The 12416-nt window shown below is 42.8% G+C and carries 14 protein-coding genes and 1 pseudogene; 8 read left to right on the plus strand and 7 right to left on the minus strand.

Features of this window, described 5'->3' with window-relative positions:
- Positions 1-176 precede the first annotated feature (176 nt).
- The 4 genes from MHB54_RS07335 to MHB54_RS07350 form a co-directional block, all read right to left on the minus strand.
- Positions 177-641 (minus strand): copper amine oxidase N-terminal domain-containing protein, encoded by a 465-nt coding sequence (locus MHB54_RS07335; protein ID WP_053324795.1) that lies wholly within the window; start codon positions 639-641, stop codon positions 177-179.
- A 338-nt stretch (positions 642-979) separates the two neighbouring features.
- On the minus strand, positions 980-1219 hold the full coding sequence (locus tag MHB54_RS07340; RefSeq protein ID WP_053324794.1) for a hypothetical protein: 240 nt from the start codon (positions 1217-1219) through the stop codon (positions 980-982).
- A 268-nt stretch (positions 1220-1487) separates the two neighbouring features.
- Complete coding sequence (locus MHB54_RS07345; RefSeq protein ID WP_025723187.1) at positions 1488-1673, minus strand: aspartyl-phosphate phosphatase Spo0E family protein; 186 nt, start codon at positions 1671-1673, stop codon at positions 1488-1490.
- Between the two features lie 222 nt (positions 1674-1895).
- Entirely contained in the window at positions 1896-3281 is a 1386-nt protein-coding gene (locus MHB54_RS07350; RefSeq protein WP_103744461.1) for a helix-turn-helix domain-containing protein, read from the minus strand.
- Between the two features lie 198 nt (positions 3282-3479).
- On the opposite strand from MHB54_RS07350, the gene MHB54_RS07355 reads away from it, so the two are divergent.
- The 3 genes from MHB54_RS07355 to MHB54_RS07365 all read left to right on the plus strand — a co-directional run bounded on the left by MHB54_RS07355 (position 3480) and on the right by MHB54_RS07365 (position 5737).
- On the plus strand, positions 3480-3926 hold the full coding sequence (locus tag MHB54_RS07355) for an AbrB/MazE/SpoVT family DNA-binding domain-containing protein (protein ID WP_264454084.1): 447 nt from the start codon (positions 3480-3482) through the stop codon (positions 3924-3926).
- A 214-nt stretch (positions 3927-4140) separates the two neighbouring features.
- The gene (locus MHB54_RS07360) at positions 4141-4599 is read left to right on the plus strand and encodes a MarR family winged helix-turn-helix transcriptional regulator (RefSeq protein ID WP_071559092.1); all 459 of its coding nucleotides are present in this window, start codon (positions 4141-4143) and stop codon (positions 4597-4599) included.
- Between the two features lie 259 nt (positions 4600-4858).
- The gene (locus tag MHB54_RS07365; protein ID WP_340981495.1) at positions 4859-5737 is read left to right on the plus strand and encodes a (Fe-S)-binding protein; all 879 of its coding nucleotides are present in this window, start codon (positions 4859-4861) and stop codon (positions 5735-5737) included.
- A 56-nt stretch (positions 5738-5793) separates the two neighbouring features.
- Here MHB54_RS07365 and MHB54_RS07370 read toward each other — a convergent pair whose 3' ends face one another.
- A complete protein-coding gene (locus MHB54_RS07370; RefSeq protein WP_025723192.1) occupies positions 5794-6306 on the minus strand; it encodes a hypothetical protein in 513 nt (170 codons plus the stop codon).
- A 391-nt stretch (positions 6307-6697) separates the two neighbouring features.
- On the opposite strand from MHB54_RS07370, the pseudogene MHB54_RS07375 reads away from it, so the two are divergent.
- The 4 genes and pseudogenes from MHB54_RS07375 to MHB54_RS07390 all read left to right on the plus strand — a co-directional run.
- A pseudogene (locus MHB54_RS07375) lies at positions 6698-6940 on the plus strand (hypothetical protein); the annotation flags it as partial.
- Positions 6941-7022: 82 nt separating this feature from the next.
- A complete protein-coding gene (locus MHB54_RS07380) occupies positions 7023-8096 on the plus strand; it encodes a polysaccharide deacetylase family protein (protein WP_071559093.1) in 1074 nt (357 codons plus the stop codon).
- A 177-nt stretch (positions 8097-8273) separates the two neighbouring features.
- Positions 8274-9209, plus strand: a complete 936-nt coding sequence (locus MHB54_RS07385) for a hypothetical protein (RefSeq protein WP_023987330.1) — start codon at positions 8274-8276, stop codon at positions 9207-9209.
- 75 nt (positions 9210-9284) lie between these two features.
- Positions 9285-9521, plus strand: a complete 237-nt coding sequence (locus tag MHB54_RS07390; RefSeq protein WP_013309068.1) for an NHLP leader peptide family RiPP precursor — start codon at positions 9285-9287, stop codon at positions 9519-9521.
- Positions 9522-9620: 99 nt separating this feature from the next.
- Here the strand turns inward: MHB54_RS07390 and MHB54_RS07395 are convergent, their stop codons facing one another.
- Positions 9621-11510, minus strand: coding sequence for a sensor histidine kinase (locus MHB54_RS07395; RefSeq protein WP_023987329.1), 1890 nt, complete (start codon positions 11508-11510; stop codon positions 9621-9623).
- A gap of 132 nt (positions 11511-11642) precedes the next feature.
- Positions 11643-11930 carry a hypothetical protein gene (locus MHB54_RS07400; RefSeq protein WP_023987328.1) on the minus strand — a complete coding sequence of 96 codons (288 nt, stop codon included), beginning with the start codon at positions 11928-11930 and terminating at the stop codon, positions 11643-11645.
- A 183-nt stretch (positions 11931-12113) separates the two neighbouring features.
- Here MHB54_RS07400 and MHB54_RS07405 point away from each other — a divergent pair, with 183 nt between their 5' ends.
- Positions 12114-12374: a hypothetical protein gene (locus MHB54_RS07405; RefSeq protein ID WP_069079713.1), complete on the plus strand. Its 261-nt coding sequence runs from the start codon at positions 12114-12116 to the stop codon at positions 12372-12374.
- Positions 12375-12416 lie beyond the last annotated feature (42 nt).

The following is a 12416-nucleotide window of genomic DNA, read 5'->3' on the forward strand; positions in this document are numbered from 1 at the left end:
GGACACTCCCGATTCATTCCGGGAATGTCCTGCTTTAAATTAAATTAAAAACAATTATCATATTACCTAATGCTTTTATACAACAAGGATTCCAGACTAATGCGTTTACCATTTGATATTATTGAGGCCTCAACTAGAAACATCCTATCTATCAACTCAATAAGAAGACGGAATGATTAATTAGCCTTGGTGATATTTACGTACAGAGTCTCATCTTTCTTACTACTGTCTACAGTAGCACCCATAACTTCGGAAACAAATCTGAGTGGCACCATGACACGGTTAGGAGATACCGGCATTACAGGAGCGCTAGGCAGTATTTTCTGCTGTTCGTTCACATAAGCAACTTTGCTTCCAATTGTCAAGCGCACTGTCTTACCATCTTCCGAACGGATTGTAACCTCTTGCTTTTCTCTGTTCCAGTTTACAGTTTCACCTAGATTTTCTGATACAAATCTAATGGGAACATAAGTAGTATTCGTCGCTCTTTCAATATAAGGATTAGCATCGGATGTAACCTCAACATTGTTGACTTTAATCACAAGATTATACAAGTATTTAGGAAGAGCTGCATTGGCCTGATCTACTGTCAAAAAGAAGATTAAGGAAAAAAGTAATGTGTTAACTGCTTTTTTTAACATAACGCATCAATCCTTTTCTAATCGAATTACATTCATTGTTTGTAAAAAGTATACTTCTCTACATGATTTGAATCCTTGACATAATCAATTCGTCCACCATGATTCCAAACATCATCACTCAAATTGGTAACATTTTCGGGGTACTTGGTTCCAGCACTATTATTAATTAGGAATCTCATATTGTTCCAAATAGCTGGCGAGTTAAATCCGTATGAAAAGGATGTATTAGGGGAACCAGCATTATTCATGGCAATAGCAGTAACTCTTTTAACCGATCTACCAGTCGTACCCAAACCATTAAATTTGACTACATAGATATTAGAATAGTTAATTTGTCTCTAATAGTTAATGTAAGGTTCATCCGATTTGCCAGCATAATAAAATACTTTGTAACCATTGTCATCTCCCTCATTCACTTGAATTTCTTGCTCAATAGCATCTTTAATGTACTGGTTAAATTCATTCGACGAAGGTTCTTGTCCTTGAGCATTTGCGGCCAAGCTCGGAATGGAAATGGTCATGAGTAGAATAGAAAGAGCAATCTTCTTTTCTTCAACATAATAATAAAACTCACTCATGTATACCTGCCATAAAAGTCTCTTAATATGTGTATATTATCCTCAAACTGCAATGCTCGCTTATTGAGCTCTGCTTTTTTTATTGCCTTAGTATGCCGTCCCCTCAAAAAAGTGATTAACATTTTATGACATGAATATGTATTTTATTTTAAAACAAGTCATTATATAGAATAATAATAAACATTACGCGGGAAAAGTCACAGTTTTGCATAACAAAGAAGGGAGAGGATGTACTGAACATAACATCGTCGTTGTTAATGATCTAGCCCTAAACATAGTGAGGCAGCTTCTTGGTTTGAAACATACGGTTGTACTGATTAATCAGTTCATCCAAAAGCATAGACTGCTCAAGTACACAAGCATGTCCGAAGCCATACTCTTCGTAAAGATCATGCAAATGTTGTCTGGCGTGTTCCATCTGTTGAATTAACGTTACCGTTTCATACCTGTTCATCCTGCATACCTCCTAATGAATCTCATTTTAAGGAGGGATGTACAAATACGTCATGATCTTTTTTGAACCAAAAAATTACAAAATAATACAAAAATAGACCAGCAATAAGCTGGTCCATAGTAGTTACACTCGAATTAAGCACCGCCGATGATTCCAGTGGTAGAAATCGTTCCATGACCTTGATTCGGACCTTGGATTGGTACTGCGAGTACCAATAAGAAGCTAGTTATTGCGAAAAGAAAAACCATCTTTTTGGTCAATTTTCTCCCATAGACTTTGCAACTGATCTCGGGTTTCAGGAACGGCATACGCTTTAAATCGTTCAAATAACATTGCACAATTATGCGAAAGTATTCCTTTATTAATGGATTCGGCCTTTTCCCATGCATTTAGGAGACATTTGAAACCATATGGATATCTACCTTTATTAAGATTGTATTTAGCCATCTTGTACCAGAACCGAATGTATTCTCCCGGTAAAACTTGTTGTGTGTACATGTCAGAAGATGACGGTTCCTGATGAGCTGCAATTTGGGGTTCAAAGCGCTGTAAGATATGGTCCACATCTACATTGTATCGATTAGCTACTTCAAGGACGTTCAGTAGCTCGGCCAAAATCTCTTTTTCGGCAGCCATATGTTCTACGTAATCGGGGAGAACACTAATATCCCCGGACATAAGCCTGTTGACGTACGTATTAATTTTCGCCCATTGTTGATATTGCTTCTTCCAATAAAGTGAATCAGGATCCTTCTCCTTCACCCAACTTAGATCGGCATAACCTCGAATATGTTCTAATGCCTGTTCATGATCACCTTTTGCATCGCAAGCATTAGCACACAGCAACTCGGAGTAAACTATGTATACAAACAGTGGCCTGCTTAGCTTTTTTCGTGGCTCTGTTCCTTTTCGCTTAGAGTTATGAACCAAATTATATTGGATCTTTCCCATTTGACCCATTTGAGATGAAAATTCATACACCATGTCCCACATACTTAATGACCTATACACGTTCGCTAAATCTTTTAATGCATCTAATTGCTCTATCTCGTCTAAACGATCAACAAAAGGGGCAAATTCAATGGCAGCCTGAAGATTTACAGCTCTATCTTGTCCAATATTGATTTGGAACAAACGATACTGGCAGACCGCCAATCGCTCTGAATGCTGCTGCTTCTCACTTTCAGCCACCTTTTTGTAAAGGTAAGCCGCTGCTTCATTATAACCGTCTTTGTATACATTTTCGGCGACTTCAAAGAGCGATGGCGGATAATTAGGGTTATCCAATAACAGAATTACAACTCGCTGCAAGCAATTCAGTCGTCCTAGCTCAATGCATCGGTATAGGAAAGGGCTGATTTTTTTCCAGTTGAGCGGAGATTCTTCAATACATTCTTCAATATAACGCTCGTAAAAATAATCCGGTGGTAAATTCATTCCCGCAGTAATACTATCCAGTTGGTGAACAGAAATAGATCGGTTACCGGTCACAATGCTACTAACTGTACCTACATTCAAATCAATCGTGTGACCAAACTTGGTCATCGTTAAGCCTTTTCGTTTCAAATAGGTTTGAATTTCTGCCTGTATCGTAGGTGTGATTTCCATGGATAAACCACCCTTTCAGCATTTTCATAGAATTTCAATTTCAATAAACAATATAGTTTGGAAACTAATAGTATAATTATTGATTTTCCTTCACGATAATACCATCTTTTGGAACAAACATAAATGCTTTTACTTTATTGATTTTTATATTTTTATTAGGAGATCATTGGATGTTGGACAATGGAAGGAGAAGCTCATTTGAAAAATACAGGTATGACACGTCCCTTGGATACGTTAGGCCGGATTGTTATCCCTAAGGAGTTGCGAACCTCTATGGGTATTCAAGCTGGTGAGTCTTTAGAATTTTATTTAGATGTTGAAACAGGATTATTGAGTATGTGGAAGTATATTGGAGTCTGCTGTCACTTATGTTATTCGGTTCAGGATTTAAGCTATTTCAGGGGTTCATTTTTATGTAAAAAATGCATAAACGATCTGAAGGGAAACATAGGTGTAAGTCAAATACCTGTTCCTGTTGTTAAGGAACCATACAAAGAAAAACGAGCACATCGGTCGCCTTCACAACATTTGGTTGAAAAGCTAAGAAGACTTATGCGTGAGCATCCAGCAGCCAAGCAAGGTGAATATGCTGAATGGCTTGGCGTATCCCAAGGCCGTATTTCCCAGCTTAAAAAGCTATTATAGGTACCGCACGACTCATATTCTTATAATGCTAAATAACCAGTCGTTGGTTGATTTTATGCGACTGGTTATTTAAACTTTTCATTATTAGGAAGGACTACAGGAGATAAATCATGATAGACCGACAGAGCTGACTGCTGTGACAAATCCCTCTGACAAAACCTGTTATTTTTGAGATAGTGTAGATACACGAAACAGTACAAAGAATGGGGAACTTATGACAACGACAAGGAAGAAAAAGAAATCTTCGCAGGAGCAATCAGCCTCAGTCTGTACCTGCATTAATCTGCGCCGTTCCTCGATGGCTGTTACGGGACTGTATGACCGGTATCTGGCCCCGAGCGGACTCAATATTAGCCAATTCTCGCTGCTCAAACACTTAACTGCGCTGGGACCGGCAAGTGTAAGCGAATTGGCGCTGGAGATGCGGCTCGACCGGACAACGATTGTGCGCAATTTGAAAGCGTTGGAGCATAGCGGATATGTGGAGGATACATCTGCTGAGGGCAGTCGCAACCGCTGCCTTACTCTGACGGAGAGTGGAAGAACGGTATACAACGACGCAGCAGAGCTTTGGGAGGAGGCGCAACGTTTTTTGCAGGAGTCATTGGGAATCGGACAGTTACAGATACTCAACACACTCTTATCCAAGATTGAAAATTTGGATGGATATTAGACGGCTCCTCATCCAGGTGGAGTTGTGTTCAATTCGTGTATATACACGAAAAAGATCGAAATGTTTATTGCGGTATCAAGGCTAGAGATGTCTTTAAAATGCTATTATAGCGATCGCATTGCATTTGATCACCACTGCGGGTCATCGGAGAAGTACTTCCAGCTGTAGTAAGAGGTCAGTGATATACCTTAGCCCGCCACAAGACTTCTGAAGGGAAGCTTTACTGTGAACAATAACCACGGAGAGGGATGTGGATAGGATGGTTGAATCCGTACCGGATATGAGAGAAAACATCGCAGCCGAGATGAAAACCTATGTGAGCGAAGACAAAGGCAATGTTTGTGAAGAACTGCAGAGTCCTTATTACGAGGAGCCGATTATCCAATTTGCCGCGGCTAATGATCCTTTGTTTGAGGAGTACAAAAGAGTGGTGGGGCCCGATCACGCCACGCCGCAGGAAGCATTTGAACGCTCCTTTGGAACGGGGAGTTTTGATGGAGGCACCGTTATCAGCGTTGTGCTGCCGATCAGCGAGACGATCCGTAAGGCTAATCGTGCGCAAAAAGAAAGAGCCTCAAGGGAATGGGCGCTGCTGCGGACCTTTGGCGATGAATATTTTGTACAGTCTGCAAGGCGGCATTTGGCGGGATACTTAACAGGCCTTGGTTACCGTGCAGTTGCACCGCTGGATACGGATTGGTACAGCATCTATGGTGCCACAGGGGGGCCGATCTCCAACTGGTCGGAGCGCCACATTGCATATGCTGCGGGTCTTGGCACCTTCAGTATCAACGACGGCTTCATCACCGAAAAAGGAATTGCCATCCGCCTGCTGTCCGTGGTGACCGATCTCAAGGTGCCGCCTGATGCCAGAGCATCAAAAGTCACAGGCCATACCGGAAACTGCCTGCTGTGTAGCAAGGGCATCTGCGGTGTGTGCATTACCCGCTGCCCTGTGCAAGCCATCAGCAAGGAAGGCGGACATGACAAGATTGCCTGCATGAAATTTGTGTACGGCCAAGCATCACGGGACTTTGCGGTTCTAAACGGCGGCGAGGCCAAATCAGGTGCCGGCTGCGGACTGTGCCAGATCAAGGTGCCCTGCGAGAGCAGGAATCCGATGCGGACCGCCCGGTGAATATGGAAACCTTGAGGACCGCCATTCTCAAGGTTTTTTAGTGCAAAAAGATACATTTAGTTTTCGTTAGTCGAGGTTGAGGGCGTCCCTGCCTCATGTTTTAATTGAGCTTCATTCGAAGCCCCGGACTTACGATCGAATGTAATCGGGCCTTTACGGTTCACAAGCCGTTTCAAATCCACGGTCATTTCATTCTTCAATTTATCAATGAGCTGGTCTTCTTGGATGCCTTTGCTTTTAGCAACCTCGGCCAATGACTTCCCTTGTCCCAGTTCTTTCTCTAATTGGACAGGAGTGATGCCCAGCAGCTTGGCTACTTTCTCGTTGAGATGGTGATTCAAGCCGCCAGGCCGTTTGCCGTGTCTATGTCTGTGAACATGCCCATGCCCGTGGTCGTCCTGTGGTTCAGCATTCCATTGGCGGGCTGCCCCTTGGATAGAGTCGTTGGGAGTGAGAGTTTGCAACGAATTACTCGGTTCCGTCCCGGAAGCTCCAGCTGCACCCGCAGTGCCATACATCATCACTCCTCCATACAGAATAGCAGCGGTCAATTTCCATTGTTTTTTCATGTTGCAGACCCTTCTTTCATCCTTTTTAAAATAATATTTTCTTTTCCCGCTATTTTTATTCATATTTTCGCCTGTTAAGTAACCATAAGACGGGAAAAAGAAATTATGAACATTGCTATCACAATTACACCCAACCTTCGATCTACACGCGCTCCTTGGGAACCCTATCCTGTAGAGTGAGCAAGAATGAATAACTATACTTTCTACAATATAACTTGAAATTTTTCAAGTTATATATTAAGGAAAATATGATAAAATCAAATTGTAAACGTTTACAATTTGATTTTTGGAAAGACATGTTGCATCAAGCTACTACAGAATGCACTGCATCATAGTGAGGCTCAGGAGGAAAGTCCAATGAAACAAAAAAATAAGGTTATTTTTATGGACATCCAAACGCACGAGCAAAACCATATCGATCAGCGAGCACTTCAAAAAGTGGGAAGACATGGACAAGATGTATGAAGTTTTACTTACTGTAGAGGGATACCAAAGCAGTCGGAGTGCCAATGTAACTAGTAATACAATTACGATTGGCGGCAATAATGGCACCAGAAACCAAGAGATCGAGCTCGTTGTAACAGCCGATGACGGGACATGGGATGATTATATTGACTATTTGGAGATCGACTAAAATTTCAAATCTAGTAAAGAGTTGAATCGGTTCGGAGTATCGGAACATCCATACTATATTAAAATAGCTAGGAGGTAGATCCATGTTTATAGCTAAAGCAGGAAAATGGACGGCGATTATGTCAATCACCTTGTCTTTATTCACAGGCTCGCTGGTGATCTCGAGCAACCAGGCGCTTGCGGCTGATTGCTCGAGCGGTTATGTAGCGTTAACCTTCGACGATGGTCCCAATCCCTCTAACACCAAAGCGCTGCTTAGTGCTTTGAAGCAAAACGGTTTACGGGCGACGCTCTTTAATCTTGGACAAAACGTGCAGAATAATCCTTCGCTTGTACGTGACCAGCAAGCAGCAGGCATGTGGATCGGTAACCATTCATGGTCACATCCGCATATGACACAACTGAACACATCGCAGATGTCATCGGAAATTACACGCACGCAGCAAACGATACAGTCCATTACTGGCACGGTACCAAAGTTATTCCGTCCTCCGTATGGCGAGACCAACGCAACCCTCAAATCCATTGAGACCCAAAACGGTCTTACCGAAGTATTGTGGAACGTTGACTCCCAAGACTGGAACGGCGCCTCCACCGCACAGATCGTAGCTGCTGCGGGCAAACTTAAAAACGGCGATGTGATCCTGATGCATGATCAGTACCAGACTACACTCCAAGCTATTCCACAAATTGCACAGAACCTCAAAAACCGTAACCTTTGCTCTGGTATGATCTCACCAAGCAATGGCCAGGCGGTAGCGCCTGATGGCGGAAACGGCGAAACGCCGCCAAACAAAGGCACAAAAGTGGAAGCAGAGAATATGACCAAAGGCGGTCAGTACACTTCAAATATCAGCTCGCCGTTCAACGGAGTGGCTTTATACTCCAACAATGATTCAGTGAAATTCACACAGAATTTTACCAGTGGCACCCATAGTTTTTCACTCCGTGGTGCTTCAAATAATTCCAACATGGCCAAAGTTGACTTGAAAATTGGTGGACAAACGAAGGGTACCTTCTATTTCGGCGGGAGCAGTCCTGCGGTCTATACTTTAAACAATGTCAGCCATGGAACCGGAAATCAAGAGATTGAGCTTGTTGTAACAGCCGATGATGGGACATGGGATGCTTATATTGACTATTTAGAGATCATCTAATTTTAAAAAAACAAAATCCCGGCGGGATCTTCCCAGCCGGGATTTTTGTCGATATCCTTTTTACAACATTCTCAATGTAAAAATAACAAAATCTTGAAAATTGCAATCTGTTGTATAATGGCGGTTAACAACTAGAAATCGCTATAAAAATATTCATAAGAGATGCAGGTGATAGCGATGGAATGGTATTTTGCATACAAAGACGAATTGGAAAAAGTATTTCGTCAAGCGGAGGAACGGACGTCCACGTTTCCAGCTCCCTTTCAGCAAGAGGGTTTGGACTATCTGGCGCGTTTTAATCCGTTGAGGGAAGACAGCACGCGTAATTACATATGCTATTTGCTTCCATTTTGGCTGCAAGAACTCACTGGACTCCCCCCCGAAACATGCCGCAAGCTGTCACTTGGCAACGTGTTCGTCATGGCTCACTATTTAATTCAAGATGATGTGATGGACACAGCAGCAGACAACCGTAAAACGCAACTCGCGTTAAGCCAGCTATTCTATACCGAGTGTCTAAGCGTATATCGGGACCTTTTTCCGGCAACCTCTCCTTTTTGGTCATATGCCCGAACGTATATTGATGAATGGGCCGTTAGTGTGATATCCGAAGGAACAGAGGACTATTTTCAAGGGGAAAGAAATAAGGTCGCGCTGAAAGCAAGCCCATTAAAAATGGCCGGAACGGGTGCTTTACTGCTTGCAGGCCGTGCCGATCTGATCCAGATCATTACAGATATGACGGACTTGGCGCTACTCGTGCTTCAAATGTCGGATGATTGGGCGGATTGGTCAGAAGATTTGGTCGAACATAGCTATAACTGTCTTTTGTCCCATATCAGTGCCGAGCAGAAGACGGCTTACTGTGAAGGATTGGGACCCAAACAGATTCAGGAAGCGATTTATGTACGCGGTGCGCTCGCCAACTATGTGAACATTGCCGATCAAGCAGTCCAACAGTTAGAGACCCTGGAGCCTTCTATCCACGGCCTACGTAGCTTTGCACATTCTATCGCAGCGGAGCTGGGCGAAGTGGCGGCGGAAATTGAAGGCGGACGCTCGCATTTGAGAAGAGGCGGACTTGATTACTGGCTCTCCAAAAATATGAAATAATGCTAGATTTTTCTGAGTCTTTCGTGGTATACTGACTAGGTAAATATAACCAATTGAATGAGAGGGTGATTTTTGATGGCTACTGAAGTTCTTCAAACACAAGTCATTCAAAAAGCTTGGGAGGATGCCAGTTTCAGAGAGAAACTGATGACAGATCCCAAATCTGCAATTCGTGATGTGTTAGGAGTCGTGATCCCCGATCATATCCAAATCAAAACGTTAGAGGAAACGCCTGATCAGTTTTTTCTGGTAATTCCTCCAGACCCCTCCGGTGTACTCGCTGCATCCCAGAAACCTCGCTCGATGTGGTAAATTGGTTGTTAATGCTTATTTAATCTATATTCCTTAATCTCATGTGGGTGGGCTCAGCAAGCTTCCCTCCGTTTTCTCCGAATGCAAAAAAGCCGGATATTATCCGGCTACGGGGAAGCGGATGGTCGCTTCCGTTCCCACCCCTTTTGCACTTGTAAAAGTTATTTTTCCATTCATCGTTTCAATAATCCGAAAAGTCACCATCATCCCCAAACCCGTGCCTTTTGTCTTATTCGAGAAATAAGGCTCACCTAGTCTGGATAAAGTCTGAGCATCCATCCCTTCACCATTATCCCGAATATGAATGACAGCTTCTCCGTTGTCCACATAAGCCCATATATGAATATGACCCTGGTCTCGCAGCGCTTCAATGCTGTTTTTGATAATATTGATGAACGCCTGCTTGAACTTGGAGGAATTCCCGCGTACTTTGATTTCCTGGGGAATATCCAGTGAAATTTTTCCACCTTGCAAATTAGCCATTGGACTGATGATTCCTTCAATATGTTTGAATTCGTCCAATATGGTCAACGTTTTGGTTTGGTCAAACTCTGGCTTGGCAAAAGTCAAAAAATCAGTAATAATCGCGGACGCTCGATCCAGCTCCTCCAGAGCGATATGTAGATAGTCTTTGTTTTTACCATCCTCCTGCTTGCTCATCAACTGAAGAAATCCACGTGTAACCTGAAGGGGATTACGTACCTCATGAGCTACAGATGCAGCCAGATCGCTAATAATCTCCATTTTCTCCGAACGTTGAAGCTCATTATTGAACATCTCCAGTTCTCTGGAATACCGAACCACCTGCTTGTGCTTTTCTGCCAGTCTTCTGCCCAAAATCGCGATCAACGCCAGTACAAAACCGAACACGCCCCATTTCCACAAAAACATATTGTAGTGTCCGTCTAGAATGAAGAACCAGCTCAGTTCCCCGATAGAGATGACTGCAAAAAATGCAAAGCCTGTCGATAAAATGATCGCTTCGTGATCACCCTTAAGTGCCATGCGAACCGAAGCAAATACCAGCAGTATCATTAAGGCGACGAGTAATATACCCAGGATGACTACACTAAAAAAATAATATATATCGTTCAACCGCTCCTGTGCTCCTAAATTAACAATCATCATGGTAAAGCAGAACAAAGAGTAGGCGGTTAACACCTTTCTGAATTTGCGAATCAGTATAATCGAATTGATATTTTGCTCAAAAAAGTAGGCTAATGAAGGTAGCAGAATAAATAGTGCCACATCAAAAAGTTGTAAGTACAGCTTGCCATAGCCGCGATAGAATGTATACAAGAATGGTGAATACGTTACGATCATCAGACCAATAGACAATACAATCGCACTTAGGGACAGCCACATGGCCATACTCGGACGGAACAGAAAAAACGAGCAGATCAGTAATACCAGGGCGATAAAGATAAACGTACTGCCCAGTACAATATCTAAAACATCCATTCTGACCAAGGTTCCCAATAAATCACGATAATCACCGGTCATCACATTGCCGATAATGCCCAGTCTATTCTTACTGCTTTCCGTCCATATGTATAATGTTTTACCGCTGTCTTCCGGCTTCAGCGGAATCAGAATACGATTATTCTCATAATTGTACCCACGGTAGGATTCGTAAAAATTGGTCCCATCTTTATACAGCGTAATATGCCTGCCATAAATATTTTCAAAAAGTACCGCTGGCGTTTCATCATTTAACGAAGGTAACTTAATACGAATCCAGGCGGAGCCTATATTACCGGGCTGCCTAAGCAGTTGTGTATCATCTTCAATATGCATCCAGATCTTGCTGCGATCCTTTACCTCATCTAAAGAGCCATCCTCGTCTACCGCTCCCCATCTCATATCCCAGGAGGGTATTTTATAATCCCTTTCCGGGGTCATTTTGGCCGCATAGGCGGAGTGGCCCAGCGACAACAGCAACACAATGACCGCTAGCAGGGTGGCGACAGCTTTGGGCACATGCCTCATGTTAAGCACCTCAAAGTTACATAGTAGGATTTACAAGTTTGTATACGTTTTAACATTTTTTACGTCCTGAAATTATATTATTCTATACGATGATGTGCATACCTTCTTCATAAGAAGGGTATCATGTTCTTTTTACTCATTTTTTGTAAAATCTTCATATTGATTAATGATCATTTCCTGTTCGCGCCGCTCTTTCTGCTCTCTAAGCCCCAACCATGGTTCACAATCTTCATCTTCATAGATCGTCCAAATATCGGAAAATAAATAATCGCGTATTTCTACTATTTTTCCCGCTTGTCCGCCATCTGTCCAGTATAAGCCTTCCGGGCGCCGAATGAGGGTGCGGGAAAATCCCGGGGTAGATGCCTTTTGACCTACTCGGATACGACTAATCATCGGACCAAACATGTACCATTCCAATTCATATCCCTCCCTATCTTCTTTATCATATCACAGCAGTTACCAAAAAAACGCTAATTGAGAATGGGCATATCCCTATTCGCATGATTTTAACTTCCTACAGACACACTAACTCAAGGTTTAGCCGTTCTTCTGTTTGGGTAAGGTCGGAATAAGCAACAAAAAGTAAAGGAGCTGAGCAACATGGTCAATCGTGATGATCGAACTACTGAGCTACATGACAATGATTTTGAGCCTTCTCTGCAAAATGCAGAAACCAACTGGGAGAATCTTACGGAAGGGCCGGATACTCCTCTGGAGGACGTCCCAGATGCCGATGAACTGACACCGAACAGTCCTGTCGATCCTTCTGCTCCTGCTGAATTCCTGCATGGTACCGATTTGCTGAACGGTACGGATGGAGACGAAGAAGAGCAACTGGACAGCGACGATATGCTGGATTAACCACTTCATTTTATCGGGTGAAAGAAAACGGTTACCCATTCT

Origin of the sequence: Paenibacillus sp. FSL M7-0802 (assembly GCF_038004945.1) — a bacterium.
GTDB lineage: Bacteria > Bacillota > Bacilli > Paenibacillales > Paenibacillaceae > Paenibacillus > Paenibacillus polymyxa_B.